This window comes from Virgibacillus sp. L01 (genome assembly GCF_052246775.1).
GTDB lineage: Bacteria > Bacillota > Bacilli > Bacillales > Amphibacillaceae > Lentibacillus.
This window is the reverse complement of sequence record NZ_JBQQCP010000014.1, coordinates 1-21,056: the sequence shown is the minus strand read 5'-3', so window position 1 is coordinate 21,056 and position 21,056 is coordinate 1. Positions and strand designations below refer to the sequence as shown.

Sequence of the window (21,056 nt, the reverse complement as noted above, 5' to 3'; positions counted from 1 at the left end):
TAATATTTCCGGAATGCCAAATTGCACTAGAGGCAATTTATGCACCTTGTTCTTCTTCTTTTTGATCTGCAATTGCTTGTGTTGCGTAAGCAAGGTTACGGATAGGTGCTTGTAATACGCTAAGAAGCATAGATACCATACCTTCGTAATTTGGCAGATCGGCAAGTTCTTTAATTTGCTCTAGTGATGCAACCTGACCTTCAATTACGCCACCTTTAATTTCTAGTTCGTTATGATCTTTTGCGAAGTTATTCAAAATTTTAGCTGGTGCCACTACATCCTCATTACTAAATGCAATTGCAGTTGGGCCAACCAATGTATCTGATAACTCCCCTAGTTCTACAGCATCCGCAGCACGACGAGCCATTGAGTTTTTGTAAACTTTGAATTCAACGTCGGCTTCACGAAGCTGCTTACGCAATTCTGTTACTTCCGCTACATCAAGACCACGATAATCTACTAGCAAAGTAGATTGGCTGTCACGAAATTTAGAAGCAATCTCTTGTACGAGTTGTTGTTTTTGTTCAATAATATTGCTATTGGACATTGTTCCACCTCCTATTAACGTTTTAACGTTACCGATAACGAGACTAATAAAGCCCCCATGTAGACATGGAGGCTTTTATGACAAATTTATAATCAACAACGATCATTTAATCTGCTTTTAAACACCTCGGCAGGAAATTAAGCGATTGCTCGCACCTACTGTCTACGGTACAACGTATTCATTTTTACAACGCAATTTAGTATACCTAATTGTTGTTAGAATGTCAACAGCAAATTAGCCGCGAACATAACTTGAGATATCTACTTTGATTCCAGGTCCCATTGTTGAAGTCACGGATGCATTACGCATGTAGATACCTTTAGCAGCTTGTGGCTTAGCTTTCACAAGTGCTTCTGTAATTGCTTCAAAGTTTTCGATTAATTTTTGATTGTCGAATGAAATTTTTCCAATTGGAACATGAATGTTAGCTGATTTATCAACACGATATTCCACTTTACCAGCTTTAATATCGTTAACAGCTTTTTCAATTTCAAACGTAACTGTGCCGGTTTTCGGGTTAGGCATTAGTCCTTTTGGTCCTAATACACGACCAAGTTTACCAACTTCAGCCATCATGTCGGGAGTTGCAACAATTACATCAAACTCAAACCAACCTTGGTTGATTTTATTGATTAGATCTTGTTCTCCAACATAATCTGCTCCAGCTTCTTCAGCTTCTTTCGCTTTATCACCTTTTGCAAATACTAGTACACGTTGTGTTTTACCAGTACCATGCGGCAATACCATTGCTCCACGAATTTGCTGATCAGCTTTCTTAGGGTCTACACCTAAACGAAATGCTGCTTCTACAGTTTCATCAAAGTTTGCTTTTGCTGTTTCTTTCAACAATGCAACAGATTCTTCTACTTCATATGATTTCGTACGATCAACAAGCTTAGCAGCTTCTTGAAGTCGTTTACTCTTTTTAGCCATTTTGTTTCCTCCTCAATTGTGGTTATAGCGGTAAGACCTCCCACTTATAAAAGCACGAATACTTTTATAGCTTGCAAAAAGGTTGCGATGGATGGTAATCCATTTCCGCAACCTATACATATTAAAAATTGTTAGACATTAGTCTTCAATCGTAATGCCCATACTGCGTGCAGTTCCTTCAACCATGCGCATCGCTGCTTCTAGATCAGCGGCGTTTAAATCAGGCATTTTTGTTTCCGCAATTTCCTGTACTTTATCACGCTTAACAGTAGCAACTTTATTACGGTTTGGTTCACCTGAAGCTGTTTCAATACCAGCTGCTTTTTTCAACAATACAGCAGCGGGTGGGGTTTTAGTGATAAATGTAAATGAACGGTCTTCAAATACCGTGATTTCAACCGGAATAATCATACCAGCATCATCTTGCGTACGCGCATTAAATTCCTTACAGAATCCCATGATATTAACACCTGCTTGGCCTAAAGCCGGCCCTACTGGTGGTGCTGGGTTTGCTTTACCAGCTGGAATTTGTAATTTAACTAACTTGATTACTTTTTTAGCCACGAGACACACCTCCTTAAAGTCCGTGATGTGGTAATTGGGGAAATTCCCCTCCCACTCATTATTAGCCATTTCCCTCGAATATCGAGAACATAAATAACAAAAGAATTTTAGCATGAATCATAAAATTATGCAAGGTTTTGTTGAAACACTTTTATAAAACAGCCATAAACTATTCCTTTTATAATTTTTCAATCTGCGAGAAATCCAGTTCAACTGGTGTCTCACGCCCGAACATATTAACATGTACCTTAACTTTTTGCTTATCAACATCAATATGCTCAATTGTTCCTGTGAAGTTTGTGAACGGTCCATCGTTGACTCGTACATTTTCTTTTATTTCAAAGTCAATCTGCATAACAGGTTCGGCTACTCCCATACGCTTCAGAACTGCATCTACCTCGTCAGGTAAAAGCGATGTCGGTTTCGTTCCATGTCCACTTGATCCCACGAATCCGGTTACGCCAGGTGTATTTCGAACAACATACCATGAATCATCAGTCATGACCATCTCTGCCAGAACATACCCAGGGAAGAATTTCTTTTTAACAACTTTTTTCTTGCCGTTTTTAATTTCCGTTTCTTCATCTTCAGGCACGATCACACGAAAGATTCTATCTTCCATGCCCATCGATTCCACACGTTTCTCTAAATTTGTTTTTACTTTGTTTTCATACCCCGAATATGTATGAACTGCATACCAATTTTTTTCCATTTCAGCAGGACAAATTTACTTGCCCTTCCCTCCCTTAGCTTAAAACTTTAAAGTTACCCCTTGAAAACTCCGGCTTATTGTTGCCAGCCAGGCCTTAATGGCGAAATCTCTAGTTACACTTGTACAGCAGGAAAGTGTTTACACTTTCTAACTGCCCAAAAGTATTGCAATATTAAAAAACCCGTTTACACCGGGTTTTTTTTAATCGAAATATTATATTCCATTATAACATATTTATAGCTTAATTATTCAAAGAATGAACTTAAAATTTCGGAAATGCCAAGATCTATTACTGTGAAAAACAATGCCACAAACACTACTGTTGAAATAACGGTTATTGTGTAACTAGTCAATTCACGACCTTTTGGCCAACTTACCTTTTTCATTTCCCGAGATACATTCTTAAAAAATTGAACAAGATTCATGCTTGTACCCCCAAACTCTACCCGAAGAGTGCTATTATTTCGTCTCACGGTGCAATGTATGCTTCCCACATGTTTTGCAATACTTTTTCACTTCCATACGCATAGGTTGTGTGGATACATTTTTACTAGTTGTATAGTTTCTATTGGAACAAATTGCACACGCTAATGTTATCTTTTTATTCACTATATCACCCCATTTTAGGGTTTTTTACTCATATAACTGTAGCACGGTTCCCTCGATGTGTCAATGGCTGTTATGTGCTGTTTCATTCGATTCCAGGAGTTGTTCGAGTTTACGTTTCACCCGCTGCAAAGCATTATCTATCGATTTCACGTGACGTTTTAATTTGACTGAAATCTCCTGATAAGTTTGTCCATCGAGATATAATCGCAATACTTCTTTCTCTAACTCGCTAAGTAATTCTGACAATCTAGTTTCCATATCACCAAATTTTTCTCTGTTTACGAGTAATTCCTGTGGATCAATTGCCTTTGACCCAGCTACAACATCCAGCAAAGTCCTATCTGATTCTTCGTCATAAATTGGTTTATCAAGTGATACATACGAATTAAGAGGTATATGTTTTTGTCGTGTAGCTGTTTTAATTGCTGTAATAATTTGTCGGGTCACACAAAGTTCGGCAAACGCTTTAAATGATGATAGCTTGTCCCCATCATAGTCGCGAATTGCCTTATACAGCCCTATCATGCCTTCTTGTATAATATCCTCTTTGTCTGCGCCAATAATGAAATAAGTCCGTGCTTTAGCTCGTACAAAACTGATATATTTATTTATTAAAAAATCCAGTGCTTGACTATTCCCTTCATGCACAAGAAGGATAATACTATCATCATCCAGCGTCTTTAGGCTTTGGTTCTTTTCTGCTGCTAGCTTGACACTCACCAAAAATGACCCCCCGACTACAGTGTAGTCAATTTAAACGTATTATACAGTAAGCGCTTTACTAACGTCAATACTATCTGGTAATTACTAGAAAACTTGTCCGGTTGTTAAAAGGGGGTTTTACAAAGGCAATATAGATAATAACTGCGCGTTGCGGAACCACGGAGATTCTTTAACTGCTTTATAAAAGAATTAATTACTCAATTTTTACATCTATAGAATATGTTCAAACAGCTATCTTGATAATCTCAGAACGATTTTACTTGTTTGCATTGGCAGTCAAGAAAGTATAAATCCTTTCTTACTGCATAAACTAAGGCATTCGCCATTAAGGATTGGCGAATGTTAAGTTTTCTAAACAACATTGATAAATTTTTTGTAAACATAGGATATAAAGTGCGAAGTAACATGGAAAAATAGCTGAGTGCTATGACACCGCTCCGGGAATACATTCCGCTGGGTTTTGCTCACTAGAACTTATAAAACAAGATTTTATACCACTAAACTAGCAGTTGGAATATGCAAGACTCCTGTGGGACAGCGATCCTAAGAGACCCCACAGGGAGCGTTCTTTGCGAGCAAGGCAGACTAAGTACGCCACGTCCTGTGACAACGTCTGCACTAGCACGTCCTGTGCGTCGGAGGCTCGTGGTGAGCCCACGGAAAGCGAGTATATTCCAACTGCGTGGTTAGAGAACTACACTAAATACTACCAATCGGTTACCTTCAGTCTACTCCGCATTTTATATCAAATACGTACCGTTGATCCAAAGTTAACTCAAGTGGTGTATCTTCAACCTTTCTTATTCCTTCAAGGTTTATGCGTGCGTTCATTTACGCTGCGAAAAGTTGAATTAATTAAATACATATTTTCAAGCCTTTTGTTTTTTCAGCGGACACTCGGTAGCCATGTTGGTTTATTAAACGCAAAAAAGCGGAGAACCAGGATCACTTGCCCCCTCGTCTCCACTTTTCAAATTTTTCTTGTACTTCTTTTCTTAATGGGATTTTAATTTTAGGTTGTACCTGCTTGTGAACTTCTATATCTTTTTCAATCTCTCTTTCAATATCCTTGAATTCAATATATAATTCTCTCGCTGACTTCCGTAAAGCTCCACGCCCAAAAATAGTTCGCTGTTCTGCATAGTCTGAAGTTGCGACATACACTTGATTTTTAACATTCTTCAGTCCCTTAACAAGCCTTTCAATACACTCGTCGGCTGTTTCATTTTCTTTTGTGTAAATAACCTCAACCTTGTATGATTTATGCTTGCTTTCAATACCTTTTACGTAGTAAGCATCAAATACAATGATAACCCGGGAACCTGAATATGACTGATATTCTGCCATACGTTCAATTAACCTGTCCCGCGCCTGTCCGATATCTTTTTCCTTAAGTTTCTGCAGTTCTTCCCACGCTCCGATGATATTATAACCGTCAACTACTAGTATAAACATCACTAATCACCAAGCGGAAATCTTTTTCGATATATTTCATACAACAATAAACTGCATGCAACAGACGCGTTCAAGGAGGAAACATGTCCAGTCATGGGAAGGCTAACAGTCCAATCGCACTTGTCTTTAACCAAACGGCTTATCCCTTTACCTTCATTTCCAATCACAACGGCTATTGATATATCACCATCAAGCTCACGGTAATCTTCTGTACCATCAGCTGCTGTTCCAACAACCCAGACATAACGTTGCTTTAATTCATCAATGGTATTTGCAATATTCGTCACCCTGGCAACAGGAATATGCTCCAGTGCGCCTGCTGCAGTTTTTGCCACGGTTGAAGTTAGACCAACTGACCTGTGTTTTGGAATAATTACCCCGTGAACACCTGTGGCATCAGCAGTCCTTAAGATTGATCCTAAATTATGAGGATCCTCTAACTCGTCCAGTATGATAAAAAACGGCATTTCTTTTTTGTTCTCTGCTTTATCAAACAGGTCTTCCAAAGAAGCATACTGATAGGATGCCACATAGGCTGCAATACCTTGATGCGAACCTTCCACAAGCTGATCAAGCTTCTTTTTAGGTACTTTCTGAATCGTAGTGCCAGCATTCCTGCTAAGTTTTTGCAGTTTCCCAAACAATTGTTTGTTCAGTTGTTCTGATACTAATACCTTGTTTACTGATCGACCAGAGTTCAGTGCCTCGATTACAGGGTTCTTACCGATAATAATCTCCTGATCCATGGTTAGCCTCTCCTCCCTTCACTGAATTGAATTGCTTGTGTTATCAATTCTTCTAACCTGCTTTCATTCTTTTGCAAGTAATGATAACCGATTAACGCCTCAAACGCCGTACTATAATTATACGCCTGTACACTCGTATTTTTAGGGACTGTTCCAGACTTTGCATTACGCCCTCTGGAAACAACTCCTTTCTCTTCATTAGAAAGAAGTTCCGTTTCCAGCCAATGTAATATAACTGCAGCTTGTGCCTTTGCCGACACAAAGGAAATGGCCGATCGATGTAACTGATTCGGTTTCACATTGCCAGTTTGTAATAAATACTCTCTTACATGGACTTCATAAACAGCATCACCCATGTAAGCAAGAGCTAAACTTTTCATCAGCTTCACATCAGGATTCATTACTATCCCTTTTCCAGCGGGTTCCTTGAGGCGTATCCTCTAAGATAATATTCTTTTCTTTTAGACTATCGCGTATTTCGTCTGCCCGATTAAAGTTACGCTTCTTTCTGGCTTCTACTCGTTCTTGCAATAGTGCTTCGATTTCTTCATCAAGTAATTCCTCTTCCTGCTCAATATAAATCCCTAACACATCCAGTAAAGTGGTGAAGCTGTTTTGAATTTCTTCAATTACTTTTATGGAGGTGTGTTTTCCCTGCAGATAGAGGTTCGCTTCTTTAGTCAATTCAAATAAGACCGAAATTGCATTTGCAGTATTAAAGTCATCATCCATCGATTCCTCAAATTGCTCATTCAGCTTCGTAACTTTTTCCAGCCACTGTTCTGCATTTTTATCCATGTCCATACTTGTTTGCTTACGATGCTCCAAGTTGAAGTATGCATTTTTAATACGGTCCAGGCTATTTTTGGCGCCATCCAGCAATTCCTCGGTAAAATTTATCGGATTACGATAATGAACACTTAGCATAAAGAACCGAACCACCTGCGGGTCATGCTGTTGAATGATATCCCGCGTTAATACGAAATTACCCAGCGATTTGGACATTTTTTCATTATCAATATTAATGTATCCATTATGCATCCAGTATCTCGCAAAAGATTTACCTGTCATTGCCTCAGATTGTGCGATTTCATTTTCATGATGCGGAAACGCTAAATCCTGTCCACCGGCATGAATATCAATTGTTTCAGCAAGGTATTTTTTGGCCATTGCGGAGCACTCGATATGCCACCCCGGCCTGCCTTGTCCCCACGGAGAGTCCCAGGCTATTTCATCATCCTTTGCTTTTTTCCACAACGCAAAATCAAGTGGGTCTTCTTTTTTCTCACCAACCTTGATTCGTGCACCTGAGCGCAATTCATCAATTGATTGGTGTGATAATTTTCCATATCCATCAAATGAACGAGGCTTAAAGTAGACATCCCCGTCGACTTCATATGCATATCCTTTTGCAATTAACGCTTCAATAAAAGTTAAGATATCATTCATTGATTCGGTAACACGTGGATTATAGGTTGCCTTTTTCACGCCTAGTGATTCAACATCCTCCAAATAAGCGTCAATAAAGCGATTTGCCACATCCGATACTTCATTACCTAACTCATTTGCCGCCTTAATGATCTTATCATCAACATCTGTAAAATTTAATACATAGTCGACTTGATATTCCTTATATTCCAGATACCTTCGTACCGTATCAAAAACAATTGCAGGACGTGCATTCCCTATATGAATATAATTGTAGACAGTCGGGCCACACACGTACATGCTGACTCTGCCTTCTTCAAGTGGCTTAAACACTTCTTTTTGACGGGTTAATGTATTATAAATGGTTATCGGCATTTTGCTTCCCTTCTTTCAGCTTTGCTAATTCTTCTTGTAATGAGTTAATTTCCTCTTGAAGCTGATCACAGCGATCTGCTACAGGATCCGGCAATTTATGGTGGTCGAGATTTTTACGTAACTTTTGACCGTTCTGAACAACAACACGTCCAGGAACCCCCACAACCGTTGAGTGATCAGGTACATCTTTTAGTACTACCGAACCACCACCGACCTTTGAACTTTCGCCGATGGTTATAGAGCCAAGCACCTTGGCGCCTGTAGCGATAAGGGCATTGTCTTTAATAGTAGGATGACGTTTTCCTTTTTCTTTGCCTGTTCCTCCTAACGTTACCCCCTGAAAAACGGTAACATTATCACCTATCTCACAGGTTTCACCAATCACAACTCCCATGCCATGGTCGATAAAAAACTTCCTGCCGATTTTCGCACCAGGGTGTATTTCAATACCAGTTAAAAAGCGGCTTATTTGCGATATAGCACGTGCAATAAAATATAATCGGCGCTTAAAGAAAAAATGGGCAATACGGTGATTCCAAATTGCATGCAAACCGGAATATGTTAAGCATACTTCAAAATAGTTCCGTGCTGCCGGATCCTGTTCAAAAACTACATCCATATCTTCTTTTATTCGTTTAAAAAATCCCATGATAACAACGCCTCCTCCCCAAAATCTTTGCATTAAAAAACGCCTCTGTGTATTCAATACACAGAGACGCTTATGGCGCGGTTCCACTCTGTTTGGAGATAATTGCTTCTCCCAACTTATACTCTAATAACGGCAGAGTACCGCCGTTATGTACATTTCTTCCATAACGGGCTCAAAGGTGCATTTCAAAAACGGTACTTTAAATCGCTCCCAGCCCAGGCGATTCTCTCTGGATAAGTCCTCCGTTTTTTACTTCTCCTTATCAACGCTCAATATTGTATTACTACTATATTATATTTTTGGCTCGATGTGAATTAATTAAGCTTCTAATTTATTTAACACTTTATCCAGTCTGCTTAAAATAATTTCTTTTCCTAATAATTCTATCGCCATTGGAAGCTCAGGTCCATGTGCTTGTCCTGTTGTTGCAACACGAATAGGCATGAATAGCTTTTTACCTCGGTGGCCTGTTTCTTTTTGCGTTGCCTTAATTTCAGCTTTAATAGAATCCTTCGTAAAGTCATCCAGATGGATTAGTTTATCAGCAAAAACCTGCAATACTTCAGGTACCTGCTCCTGTTGCAATATTTCCATAGCATTTTCATCATATTCTATGGATTCCTTGAAAAACAACTCCGTTAATTCAACGATTTCTGCTCCGTATCGCAGTTGTTCCCGATACAATGTGATAACATTATCTGCCCATTCCCTTGTAGAAGCATCCATGTCTTCAGGTAATCTTCCAGCCTCAATCAGGTGTGGCATTGCTAATTCTATTACTTTCTCAATATCAGTTGCTTTAATATACTCGTTATTCATCCATTTTAATTTATGCTGATCAAAAATTGCCGCAGACGTGGATAACCGCTCAGGATCAAAAATCTCAATTAATTTTTCTTGATTAAAGATTTCATCTTCGCCTACCGGAGACCAGCCAAGCAACGTAATGAAGTTAAATAATGCTTCAGGCAAATAGCCTAAGTTACGATATTGTTCAATAAATTGCAGAATATGCTCATCACGTTTGCTCAGTTTTTTACGATCTTCATTCAGAATGAGAGTCATATGACCAAATCTTGGCGCTTCCCATCCAAAGGCATCATACACCATCATTTGTTTAGGCGTGTTGGAAATATGCTCTTCACCGCGCAGGATATGTGAAATCTGCATTAAATGATCATCAATCGCAACGGCAAAATTGTATGTTGGTGTCCCACTTTTCTTAACAATAACCCAGTCACCAAAATCACTTGATTCAAACTTTATGTTACCCCGTACAATATCATTAAACGTATAATCCTTATTAGCAGGAACACGCATACGGATACTCGGCTTACGTCCTTCCTGTTCAAACTGGACAATATCTTCTGCCGTTAAATCACCGTGTGCACCAGAGTATTTTGGGACTTGTCCTTTAGCACGTTGCTCTTCTCGTTCCTGATCAAGTTCTTCTTCGGTCATATAACATTTGTAGGCTAAACCCTTTTCAAGCAATTCATCTACGTATTTATCATATATATCCAGTCGTTCCATCTGACGGTATGGGCCATAGTCTCCACCAATGTCAGCACCTTCATCCCATTCGATGCCGAGCCATTTTAAATATTTAAGCTGACTCTCTTCTCCTCCGGCTACATTTCGCTTCTCATCAGTATCCTCCGTCCGGATAATGAACTTCCCATCAAAATGTTTCGCATATAAATAATTAAACAGTGCCGTCCGCGCATTCCCTATATGTAAATTACCAGTAGGACTTGGCGCATAACGAACACGAACTTGATCTGTCATGTTAGGTACCCCTTTCTATTAGTTAACAATATATAAAGAACAGTACATTTAGTATTAGAAAAAAGTGATAACATACTACGTTATCACTTTTTCATCCTCTATAAGTTATACCTTTTTTACAGTGCTTTTTCAAGTAATTTCGGTTTAGCAAAAATCATTCGACCTGCAGATGTTTGCAGAACACTAGTAATAAGTACCTCTATTGTTTTACCGATGTAATCACGGCCTTCTTCAACAACAATCATGGTGCCGTCATCCAAATAAGCAATACCCTGATTTTGTTCTTTACCGTCTTTTATTACTTGAACCATCAGTTCTTCTCCCGGAAGTACTACTGGTTTCACAGCATTTGCAAGATCATTAATATTTAGCACGTGTACACCTTGAAGGTCACATACTTTGTTCAGATTAAAGTCATTTGTAACAACGATACCATTGATCACTTTTGCTAGTTTTATCAGTTTACTGTCAACTTCCTGAATCTCTTCAAAGTCACCTTCGTATATTTCAACTTTAACCGGCAATTCCTTTTGAATACGATTCAAAACGTCCAACCCACGTCGTCCGCGGTTACGTTTCAATACATCTGATGAGTCAGCAATATGCTGCAATTCTCCTAATACAAACTGTGGAATTACAATGGTTCCTTCTAAGAAACTAGTTTGGCAAATATCCGCGATACGTCCATCAATAATAACACTTGTATCTAAGATTTTAGCTTTAGGCTGTGTCTGTTCACTAGAGTCACCATCAGTTGTATTCCGCTTATCGCGTTCCTTTTTACTGATATTTAATAAGTTCACGAATTCTTCTCTTCGTCTAAACCCAACCTGAAAACCAAAGTAACCAAGTAAAATGGTAACAAATAATGGAATCACCTGTGAAACAAACTCAATATCAATATCCTTCAGTGCAATATTGATCAGATATGCAACAACTAAACCAATAATTAATCCTAGGCTGCCAAAAAATAAATCGCCAACAGGCACCTTAATGAGTGCCTCCTCGATCCACCTTAATAATCCGACAATATAATCAGTCAGCCAATAAGAAATAAGAGATAGTATAATTGCACCCAAAACTAAACCAACATATGGGGATGCTATCCAACTTGCATCTGTAAAATCTAATAATTCTATAATATCCGGTATATATAAATACCCAATGGTACCTCCACTAATGATAAAAAATAAATGGACAATTTTTTTCAGCACCACCGTCACCTCCTATCTTTTTATTATTACCTATTTTTCTAAAAATAACCCTAAATAAAAATAATCTTGGAAGTGTAAAAAACTTATAATATCAACTAAACCATAGCATAACTGCAATTAACAGTCAATTTAATAAACAATAAATTTTAACACATGACATTATACCTGTCAATTAATTTCACACTGAATTAATGATCTATCTATCCAATCCAATATCCAATGCTTCTTGTACAGTATTAACACCAACAACCTGTATCGATTCAGGTGCATTCCAGCCCTCTAGGTTTTTCTTTGGACAAATGACTCGTTTAAATCCCAGTTTTGCCGCTTCCTGGACGCGTTGCTCAATTCGGGATACACGCCTTATTTCTCCTGTCAGTCCTACCTCTCCAATAATTATATCTTCCGGCTTGGTAGCCTGATCACGGAAACTCGACGCAATACTCACCGCAACCGCTAAGTCTATTGCTGGTTCATCAAGCTTAACTCCTCCAGCTACTTTTATATAGGCATCCTGGTTCTGTAGCATCAATCCAACACGTTTCTCTAATACAGCCATTAACAATGGAACACGATTTGAGTCAATTCCTGTTGCCATTCGTCTTGGATTTCCAAAGCTTGAAGGTGATATTAATGCCTGAATTTCAACCAAAACGGGTCTTGTCCCCTCCATGGAGGCAACAACAGTTGATCCTGACGTACCTTGGGAGCGTTCCTCTAGGAAAATTTCAGAAGGATTTAACACTTCCCTAAGTCCTTCTTCCTTCATTTCAAATATTCCCATTTCATGTGTACTTCCAAAGCGATTCTTAACCCCGCGCAAAATACGATGTGTATGATGTTGTTCCCCTTCAAAATAAAGAACTGCATCAACCATATGTTCAAGCATTCGAGGCCCCGCAATGGCACCCTCTTTCGTTACGTGTCCAACAATAAAGATAGGAATCCCATTTGTTTTGGCAATCCTCATTAATTCACTCGTACATTCACGCACTTGGGATACACTTCCTGGTGCACTTGTAACTTCTTCACGAAAAATAGTCTGAATGGAATCAATTACAACGAAAGATGGTTTAATTTGTTCAATTTGGTTAGTGATATCAAGTAAATTAGTTTCTGCCAATACATATAACAAATCAGACTTGACTCCCAATCTGTCAGCACGGAGCTTTGTTTGGCGGGTAGATTCCTCACCAGATATATAAAGAACAGGCAATTGCTTTTCAGCTAATTGGGCTGAGATTTGTAAAAGTAATGTAGATTTTCCGATACCTGGGTCACCACCAATTAACGCTAGTGAACCCGGAACAATACCACCGCCTAGCACACGATTAAATTCAATCATCGTTGTTGTCATACGTGGTTCTTTCTCTGAATCTATTGCTGTAATACTCTCAGGTTTACGGGCTGCTTTTGCTTCCCCACCTACTGTATGTCTGTTTTTCATACTTGATGCTTCAATTTCTTCTACTAATGTGTTCCAATTATGACAGCCTGGACATTTACCCATCCATTTTGCAGATTCATAGCCGCAATCCTGACAAACAAACTTAACTTTTCGTTTTGCCAATGTGATTCAACCCTTTCAGTTCAACTTCTATTCTATACGAAAAACATAACATGAAGGTTACAGAATTCTATCAATTAAACAAAAAAATTTACATACTTATGCCACAAGAACTAGTTTAACATCTTTCCCTGTTAAGGGTGATGAATTAGAAATCCTGACTAATCGTTAAAAGGATTCTGATGTTTTGCTATGTTGAGAGTAAGAGCTTTCTTAACTGCTAATGCTCTTCTAGTGAGATTGATGTTTGCCAGCAAAGTAACTTTATCGTAAATTCCTTCCATTCTTTATAATATGAGTGCTAATCCAACGCTTCGGAAAAATACTCGCTTTCCATGGGGAACGCTTCAGCCTCCTCACGAGCAAAAATCGCTCGTTGCGGGGTCTTCAGACTGTTCCTTCGACGAACAGGACGTTCTAGTATCGGCGTTGGTCACAGGACGTGACCGTTCTTAGCCGATGACCCATAGGAGTCTCGCATTTTTCCGCAGCTTAGAATAACTCCATGAACTCCTGGACTATAACTACGCATTAATCAGAAAGCCTTCACTACTGAAGTTGTTCCCTATGGCTAAGAAACAATGTCACAATAAGCATTAATTAATTTACAGGATAAAGTGAGCAAAACCCAGCGAAGGAAATACACGTAGACTCCTGTGGGAGCTGAGGCCTAGATGAGACTACGCAGCGACGTAGGAGCAAGGAGGCTCATCAGCCGCCCTAGGTGCGCGAAGTGTATTTCCGGAGCGGTGTCATAGCACTCAAGTATTTATCTACACTACGTCGCATTTTATATCTTATGTGTACAAAATACTTTAATCAATATTGTTGAGGCAACAATTTAAAAAGGTTCTGGGATTATGCGGATAGCTGTTTGAGCTTTTTCTATAAATGCGAAAGTTGAGTTAAATCAATAACTTTTAGCCATTGCATAAAAAAGCTGAAAGGGAGTTCCCTTTCAGCTTTTTGCAGGGTATTTAATTGGTTTTAGGTTAAGACAGTAAATTCTCCCTTGTTATTTAACCCTATTTTTACTTTTTCACCTTTTGAGATTGTTTCTTTCAGCAATTCTTCAGATAGTAAATCTTCTATATTCTTTTGAATGGATCTGCGTAATGGGCGTGCCCCATATTCCGGATTAAATCCTTCATTAGCAATCTTTTCAATCGCTTTATCGGTAAGCGTAAATTCGATTTCCTGTTGTTTCAAGCGTTGCTGCAATTGTTTTATCATTAGTGTCACAATATCTTTCATGTGTTTACGCTCTAATGAATGGAATACAATCGTTTCATCAATTCGATTCAAGAACTCTGGTCTAAATGCTTTTTTCAACTCTTCGGTTACTTTGGTTTTCATATTATTGTAATCCTGATTCTCTTCTTCTAAGTTAAAACCAACATATTTATTCCGCCTCAATTCATCTGCACCTACGTTGGAAGTCATGATGAGAACGGTATTACGAAAATCAATGACGCGGCCCTTTGAATCAGTTAAACGACCATCCTCAAGTACCTGCAGTAAGATATTGAATACTTCCGGGTGGGCCTTCTCAACTTCATCTAATAATACAACAGAATAAGGTTTTCTTCGTACTTTCTCCGTAAGCTGGCCACCTTCTTCATAACCTACATATCCGGGTGGTGAACCTACAAGACGGGAAGTTGAATGTTTTTCCATGTATTCAGACATATCAATTCGAATCATCGCTTCCTCATCAGCAAACATTGCCTCAGCTAACGCACGTGCAAGCTCGGTTTTACCAACTCCTGTTGGACCTAGGAAAATGAATGAACCAATTGGCCGTTTAGGATCTTTTAATCCAGCACGAGCGCGACGGATTGCTTTTGATACTGCGTTTACGGACTCTTCTTGACCGATAACACGGCCATGTAACGTTTTTTCGAGGTTTAACAGTCGGTCACTTTCATCTTTAGTGAGATTAGAAACAGGCACACCGGTCCATGTAGAAACAACTTTAGCAATATCTTCTACCGTTACCTCAGAAGTTTCCTGACCTTGCTTTTCTTTCCACTTACTCTTGGTTTCTTCTAATTCTTCACGCAGACGCTGTTCTGAATCACGTAGCGATGCAGCTTTTTCAAATTCCTGACTTTGTACTGCGGAATCCTTCTCTTTGCGAACTTCTTCCAGTTTCTGTTCCAGTTCTTTTAAGTTTGGCGGAATTGTATACGAACGCAATCGAACTTTAGATCCTGCTTCATCGATTAAATCAATTGCCTTATCTGGTAAAAACCGGTCGGTAATATAACGGTTTGACAGATTTGCAGCTGCCTCTACAGCCTCATCCGGAATCGTCACACGATGATGGGCCTCATAGCGATCACGTAATCCCCTCAAGATTTGAACTGTTTCTTCCAATGTTGGCTCATCGACCTGTATTGGCTGGAATCTACGTTCTAGCGCAGCATCTTTTTCAATATATTTACGGTATTCGTCAAGTGTAGTGGCACCAATACATTGCAGTTCGCCACGGGATAATGCTGGTTTAAGAATATTGGATGCATCGATAGCACCTTCCGCACCACCAGCTCCAATTAATGTATGCAATTCGTCAATGAACAGGATAATGTTTCCTGCCTGACGAATTTCCTCCATCACTTTTTTAAGCCGGTCTTCAAATTCACCACGATATTTGGTTCCTGCAACAACAGTTCCCATATCAAGTGTCATAACACGTTTATCACGTAATGTTTCTGGAATCTCATTATCGACTATTTGCTGAGCCAATCCTTCCGCAACAGCGGTTTTACCAACACCCGGCTCCCCGATTAAGACAGGATTGTTTTTAGTTCGGCGACTAAGTACTTGAATTACTCTTTCAATTTCTTTTCCACGGCCAATAACCGGATCAACATTTCCTTCTTTTGCACTAACAGTTAAGTCACGTGCCAAAGAATCTAATGTCGGAGTGTTTGCACTTGATGCTTGTGCATTACCACGTCCCTGGCGACCTGCTTGTGATTCGTTACTGCCTAATAGCTGAAGTACTTGTTGCCGTGCCTTATTCAAGCTAACACCAAGGTTATTAAGAACACGTGCTGCAACACCTTCGCCTTCACGAATTAAACCTAATAGAATATGTTCTGTTCCTACATAGGAATGACCTAGCTTACGTGCCTCATCCTGAGATAACTCGACTACTTTTTTGGCACGCGGCGTATAATGAATCGTTTGCATTGGCTGTTTGCCTACACCAATTAGCTTCTCCACTTCCTCCTGTATTTTCGGAACCTCTAATCCTAATGATTGCAATGCTTTTGCAGCGATTCCTTCCCCTTCACGGACAAGTCCTAACAATACATGCTCTGTACCAATATTATTGTGGCCCAGCCGTACTGCTTCTTCCTGGGATAATGCCAACACTTTTTGAGCTCTTTCCGTAAATCGTCCAAACATCATATCGATTTCCTCCTACCTATTTCTCTAATTGCAGCCGTTCACGAACTAGTGATGCTCTAAACACATCTCGCTCATCCGCTGTTAAAGTCTTTTTTGCATATTGCTGTAAAAAACCAGGTTGCGTGAGAACCATTAACTCGCTAAGTATATTACGTGGTACTTTTTCTATAATTCCCAAATCAATTCCCAGCCGAACATTTGATAAACATTTTGCGGCTTCTTTTGATTCCAGTATTCTACTATATTCCAATACTCCGTATGAGCGATAAATTCTGTTCTCTAACTTAATACTCGACTGTTCCATTATTCTATTTCTGGCATTACGTTCGTGTTCAATTAACTGTTGGACAACACTTTGTAAATCCTCAACAATATCTTCTTCAGACTTGCCAAGTGTAATCTGATTGGAAATTTGGAATATATTTCCAATTGATTCGCTTCCCTCACCATAGATACCACGAACTACAAGCCCAAGCTGATTAATTGACGGTATCATCCGATTGATTTGCTGAGTCCAGGCTAATGCTGGAAGATGCATCATAACAGAAGCACGCATTCCCGTTCCAACATTTGTCGGGCAAGTTGTTAAATAACCATGTTTTTCATCAAATGCATAATCAATTTTTTCCTCCAGCCAATCATCAAATTCAAAAGCTTTTTCAAGTGCCTCATTTAATTGAAACCCGGGAAAATAAAGCTGGGCCCGGATGTGATCCTCTTCATTTATCATAACAGATACTTGCTCATTTTTTGAAATGAGTGTTGCTGCAAAGTCTCCGTGCTCTACTAGATGCGGGCTAATTAAATGTTTTTCGACCAAAACACGTTTTTCCACCGGTTTTAATTCACTGAGAGATATAAATTCGAAATTCTGATAATCCTGAAAAGACTTCTGTTCATATTCATCTTGGATAAACTTACTGATACTTTGAAGATCCTTCTGGTTAGCTAATATTGGATAGGAGTAATCTGCAAAATTACGAGCCAGTCTAATCCGGCTACTTAAAACAATATCACTGTCAGGGCCATCTTCTCTCATCCATGGACTAATAGCTTCATTCATAAATTGTTGTAAGGTCATGTTTTATCACCTCGCATCTGTTTTTCCAATTCCTTAATTTCGTCCCGGACCTTTGCAGCATCCTCGAAAGCCTCATTTTCAATTAGATGGTGCAGTTCTGCCTTATGTGACTCTATTTCCTTCTTCAAATGCAAATCTCCACCTTTACGGGTAGGGATCTTGCCGTGGTGCTTCGTATTTCCGCTATGCACACGACGAAGAATTGGATCCAGACGTTCTGAAAAAGTCCGGTAGCATTCAGCACAGCCAAACTTACCGACACGTTTAAATTCAGAAAACGTCATTTCACATTGCGGGCACTGCAAATCTTCAGCCTGTTTATGTGATGAGCCTTTTGGACTGTCTATAGATGAAGAATCAAAGTTGAATAAACCGGATAATAAATTATGAAGAGAATACGCTTCTTCAGGATAGGACATATATCCTTTTTCTTTTGCACAGACTTCACAAACGTGCACTTCTGTTTTATTTCCATTTATAACTTGTGAAAAATGGAGGGTAGCTTGCCGTTTATGGCACTTTTGGCATTCCATTCTTATCTCCCCCTTTATTTGTTTAAATATTTTAAAGTCGACAGCATCGAGGTTAATATACGGGCACGAACCTCATCGCGCAATGGCAATTGAAATGCCAGTGTATTTCTGCCAATTGCGCTTAAAATAATTTTTGCTTCACGCTCTGTAACAATTTCTTCTTCCAGCAACCTTTCCAGTATATCAAGAGCAGCCTGCTGTGTTACTTGGGGAGTTATCATTTCTAAAATATCATCAATTAATTCAGATTTGTCCTGATGCTGAATCCGGATAATCCGAATATAACCTCCACCACCACGCTTACTTTCAACTATATATCCTTTTTCCACAGTGAAGCGTGTATTAATCACATAGTTAATTTGTGATGGCACACAATGAAATTGATCAGCAATCTCACTTCGCTTAATCTCAATCGCATCCTGCCTTGCAGCCTCCAGAATTTTCTTTAAATGTTGTTCTATAATATCCGAAATGTTACTCATATACCCTCCCCCTCTTTCATCTTATGAATTACATTTATATGTCTTTCCTGCACTTTTTAATTTTAAGCTTTGACTTTGACTAACTTTGACTATATTTTTATTATACTTTAAATTAATTCATATGCAAATACAATGATCTATACCTATTTTAGACAAGTTGAAGCTAAATGAAACATTAGAAAACTTGGCTTATCGTAAAGCCTTTAATATAGATAACCCTTAATTCCACTTATGCAGTAAAAAAGTCTTTTAAAAAAACCTTACAAAATTAATCGTAAGGTTCTCAGTTTTATTTTCGTTCGATAATATTTTTGACATGCTTTATTTTTGATACTTCAGCGAACAGCGATACCCGATCTAAATCCTTATCCCGGTCAATCTTAATAAAGATATTGCGAAGATCGTTATCAACACGTTCGATTTCGACTTGCTTAATAGATAAATTATACTCTTCAAATATTGATACAATATTATTAACTTTTAAATCAGGCATCGCAACGATTTCAATTAAGTAAGATGATCGTCCTTTAGTAAATAGCTTTTCAAAATTGTTTAGAAATACTAAACTTAACAAAATAATTAGTGTTGTAAACATTGCAGGAGCATACATCCCAGCACCTACTACTAGTCCTAGTCCAGCAACAGCCCATATAGACGCTGCAGTAGTTAGCCCACGAATAGTCATTCCATTAACAATAATAGTACCCGCACCAAGAAAACCGATGCCACTTATTACATAAGAAGGTATACGAGCTGGATCAAACCGAATATTATCGTATTCGCCAATAAATTCTTCAAAACCATATAAAGATAATAACATCATTAAACAAGAGCCAACCCCTACCAAAATATGGGTCCGAAATCCTGCAGAATGATTTTTTATTTCTCGTTCAAATCCGATTAAACCTGAAAGTAACAAAGCTATCAATACACGAACCATAATAATTAAAAAATTATCGCCAAAAAATTGATTTATATATTCAATCATCCACTATCCTCCTCACCACATATATATCCTTTTATTTTAAACTAAATTACAAATTTTCACGAACGAGAAAGTCCATCGCTTTTAAGCGTTGGTTGAAAGTCAGATCAGATACGGCTTGCTACATAAAAGAATAGTTTATGTAGCACTTCTAAATACTGATTACGCTCTTTTTTCATTTACTCACTAAACTAATAGAATATTTAACAACATTATAGATATTTGAGTTCATTGATGAGTCATTTAAAAAGTCCTTATTTAGGTTAAAATGTAGATGGGTTATAATCAATTCCTCCTTGTTTTTCGTGGTTGATAAACATTTTATCATAAGGAATTAATTTGGCCCTTCTTTAGCAGATAAGAAAGTATAAATACTTTCTTATTGCATAAGTGCAACTAAGGATTTTCTATATTAAGGCTTGACGATAAGCTAAGTTTTCTAATTTTCTTTTTACACAATTATAGGACTTACTCGTTTTTCGATCGTTAATAGCCAAACACCAACAGGAAATCCAATGCACCTCTTATGAAAAAGATGATGCTCCATTCAGAAATCACAATGATAACTGACTAATCTAAAGGGTGTGATAGCACTTTTGGCTTTAGCGCTTACAAGAGCTAAAAGATGTGGACGTTCATGATAACTGAAGTTGCTTTATCTGTAAGTTCTGAAGGAAATTATCTCAATGTCTTGAACGAATTTAAATTCTGAGCGAGCATATGAAAGTATGAACTTTGGCCACCGGTCGGCAAGGTAATGGACTCAAAACCCCACTGCTGCTTAAGCTGGGTAGTAGAATCAGTTGCATCGTTAATTAGGCAAAAGGCAATTTATAAATTTCTATATAAAAAAGCTAAGATACAATGTTGTACCTTAGCTTTTTATAATGCCTGGCGGCGTCCTACTCTTGCAGGGGCAAAGCCCCAACTACCATCGGCGCTGGAGAGCTTAACTACTGTGTTCGGCATGGGAACAGGTGTGTCCTCTCCGCTAATGCTACCAGACATGTCCTTAAATTGAAAGACAAAATATATTATATGCATTTTCAAGAAAAAATGCAAGGGCTTTTTGTAAATTTATACCCTAAAAACTAAATAAGAGCTCTACATCAACATTACATCAGTATTAATTAGTTAAGTCCTCGATCTATTAGTATCCGTCAGCTCCACGTGTCACCACGCTTCCACCTCGGACCTATCAACCTCATCGTCTCTGAGGGATCTTACTCACTCGAAGTGATGGGA

21 protein-coding genes, 2 rRNA genes and 2 other annotated features are annotated in these 21,056 nt (G+C 38.6%); all 23 genes read right to left on the bottom strand.

All coding sequences use genetic code 11. The features are described 5' to 3' along the window. Positions 1–37 precede the first annotated feature (37 nt). Positions 38–547: a 50S ribosomal protein L10 gene (gene rplJ, locus ACTWQM_RS18740; RefSeq protein WP_443259683.1), complete on the bottom strand. Its 510-nt coding sequence runs from the start codon at positions 545–547 to the stop codon at positions 38–40. A 36-nt stretch (positions 548–583) separates the two neighbouring features. After that, positions 584–733, bottom strand: a sequence feature (ribosomal protein L10 leader region). Between the two features lie 48 nt (positions 734–781). After that, positions 782–1,480, bottom strand: a complete 699-nt coding sequence (gene rplA / locus ACTWQM_RS18735) for a 50S ribosomal protein L1 (protein ID WP_443259682.1) — start codon at positions 1,478–1,480, stop codon at positions 782–784. Positions 1,481–1,618: 138 nt separating this feature from the next. Further along, complete coding sequence (rplK, locus tag ACTWQM_RS18730; RefSeq protein WP_375054015.1) at positions 1,619–2,044, bottom strand: 50S ribosomal protein L11; 426 nt, start codon at positions 2,042–2,044, stop codon at positions 1,619–1,621. A gap of 178 nt (positions 2,045–2,222) precedes the next feature. Next, the gene (gene nusG, locus ACTWQM_RS18725) at positions 2,223–2,756 is read right to left on the bottom strand and encodes a transcription termination/antitermination protein NusG (RefSeq protein ID WP_443259681.1); all 534 of its coding nucleotides are present in this window, start codon (positions 2,754–2,756) and stop codon (positions 2,223–2,225) included. A gap of 245 nt (positions 2,757–3,001) precedes the next feature. Then, positions 3,002–3,181 carry a preprotein translocase subunit SecE gene (gene secE / locus ACTWQM_RS18720; protein ID WP_092494528.1) on the bottom strand — a complete coding sequence of 60 codons (180 nt, stop codon included), beginning with the start codon at positions 3,179–3,181 and terminating at the stop codon, positions 3,002–3,004. Positions 3,182–3,215: 34 nt separating this feature from the next. Then, the gene (rpmG, locus tag ACTWQM_RS18715; protein ID WP_375054016.1) at positions 3,216–3,365 is read right to left on the bottom strand and encodes a 50S ribosomal protein L33; all 150 of its coding nucleotides are present in this window, start codon (positions 3,363–3,365) and stop codon (positions 3,216–3,218) included. A gap of 60 nt (positions 3,366–3,425) precedes the next feature. Beyond that, entirely contained in the window at positions 3,426–4,085 is a 660-nt protein-coding gene (gene sigH / locus ACTWQM_RS18710; protein ID WP_443259680.1) for an RNA polymerase sporulation sigma factor SigH, read from the bottom strand. A gap of 948 nt (positions 4,086–5,033) precedes the next feature. Next, positions 5,034–5,543 carry an NYN domain-containing protein gene (locus ACTWQM_RS18705; RefSeq protein WP_443259679.1) on the bottom strand — a complete coding sequence of 170 codons (510 nt, stop codon included), beginning with the start codon at positions 5,541–5,543 and terminating at the stop codon, positions 5,034–5,036. A 2-nt stretch (positions 5,544–5,545) separates the two neighbouring features. Continuing rightward, positions 5,546–6,289, bottom strand: coding sequence for a 23S rRNA (guanosine(2251)-2'-O)-methyltransferase RlmB (rlmB, locus tag ACTWQM_RS18700; RefSeq protein ID WP_443259678.1), 744 nt, complete (start codon positions 6,287–6,289; stop codon positions 5,546–5,548). A gap of 2 nt (positions 6,290–6,291) precedes the next feature. Next, positions 6,292–6,669: a Mini-ribonuclease 3 gene (locus ACTWQM_RS18695; protein ID WP_443259677.1), complete on the bottom strand. Its 378-nt coding sequence runs from the start codon at positions 6,667–6,669 to the stop codon at positions 6,292–6,294. A gap of 10 nt (positions 6,670–6,679) precedes the next feature. After that, a complete protein-coding gene (cysS, locus tag ACTWQM_RS18690; protein WP_443259676.1) occupies positions 6,680–8,092 on the bottom strand; it encodes a cysteine--tRNA ligase in 1,413 nt (470 codons plus the stop codon). Further along, the gene (gene cysE, locus ACTWQM_RS18685) at positions 8,073–8,741 is read right to left on the bottom strand and encodes a serine O-acetyltransferase (RefSeq protein ID WP_443259675.1); all 669 of its coding nucleotides are present in this window, start codon (positions 8,739–8,741) and stop codon (positions 8,073–8,075) included. Before cysE ends, cysS begins: the two co-directional genes overlap by 20 nt. A gap of 59 nt (positions 8,742–8,800) precedes the next feature. Next, positions 8,801–9,016: a binding site (T-box leader), on the bottom strand. Between the two features lie 43 nt (positions 9,017–9,059). Next, positions 9,060–10,529, bottom strand: coding sequence for a glutamate--tRNA ligase (gene gltX / locus ACTWQM_RS18680; protein WP_443259674.1), 1,470 nt, complete (start codon positions 10,527–10,529; stop codon positions 9,060–9,062). A gap of 116 nt (positions 10,530–10,645) precedes the next feature. Continuing rightward, positions 10,646–11,743, bottom strand: coding sequence for a PIN/TRAM domain-containing protein (locus tag ACTWQM_RS18675; RefSeq protein ID WP_443259673.1), 1,098 nt, complete (start codon positions 11,741–11,743; stop codon positions 10,646–10,648). A gap of 196 nt (positions 11,744–11,939) precedes the next feature. Then, positions 11,940–13,313, bottom strand: coding sequence for a DNA repair protein RadA (radA, locus tag ACTWQM_RS18670; protein WP_443259672.1), 1,374 nt, complete (start codon positions 13,311–13,313; stop codon positions 11,940–11,942). A 158-nt stretch (positions 13,314–13,471) separates the two neighbouring features. Beyond that, on the bottom strand, positions 13,472–13,594 hold the full coding sequence (locus tag ACTWQM_RS18665) for a hypothetical protein (RefSeq protein WP_443259671.1): 123 nt from the start codon (positions 13,592–13,594) through the stop codon (positions 13,472–13,474). A 703-nt stretch (positions 13,595–14,297) separates the two neighbouring features. Next, positions 14,298–16,730 (bottom strand): ATP-dependent protease ATP-binding subunit ClpC, encoded by a 2,433-nt coding sequence (gene clpC, locus ACTWQM_RS18660; RefSeq protein WP_443259670.1) that lies wholly within the window; start codon positions 16,728–16,730, stop codon positions 14,298–14,300. 16 nt (positions 16,731–16,746) lie between these two features. Beyond that, positions 16,747–17,811, bottom strand: a complete 1,065-nt coding sequence (locus ACTWQM_RS18655) for a protein arginine kinase (RefSeq protein ID WP_443259669.1) — start codon at positions 17,809–17,811, stop codon at positions 16,747–16,749. Beyond that, complete coding sequence (locus ACTWQM_RS18650) at positions 17,808–18,344, bottom strand: UvrB/UvrC motif-containing protein (RefSeq protein WP_443259668.1); 537 nt, start codon at positions 18,342–18,344, stop codon at positions 17,808–17,810. The genes ACTWQM_RS18655 and ACTWQM_RS18650 overlap by 4 nt, the downstream gene beginning before the upstream one ends. Positions 18,345–18,358: 14 nt before the next feature. After that, positions 18,359–18,826, bottom strand: a complete 468-nt coding sequence (locus ACTWQM_RS18645; protein ID WP_443259667.1) for a CtsR family transcriptional regulator — start codon at positions 18,824–18,826, stop codon at positions 18,359–18,361. 289 nt (positions 18,827–19,115) lie between these two features. Beyond that, a complete protein-coding gene (locus ACTWQM_RS18640) occupies positions 19,116–19,814 on the bottom strand; it encodes an MgtC/SapB family protein (protein ID WP_443259666.1) in 699 nt (232 codons plus the stop codon). An 886-nt stretch (positions 19,815–20,700) separates the two neighbouring features. After that, positions 20,701–20,816 (bottom strand): 5S ribosomal RNA (gene rrf / locus ACTWQM_RS18635). A gap of 125 nt (positions 20,817–20,941) precedes the next feature. After that, positions 20,942–21,056: ribosomal RNA gene (locus tag ACTWQM_RS18630) — 23S ribosomal RNA — on the bottom strand; the annotation flags it as partial.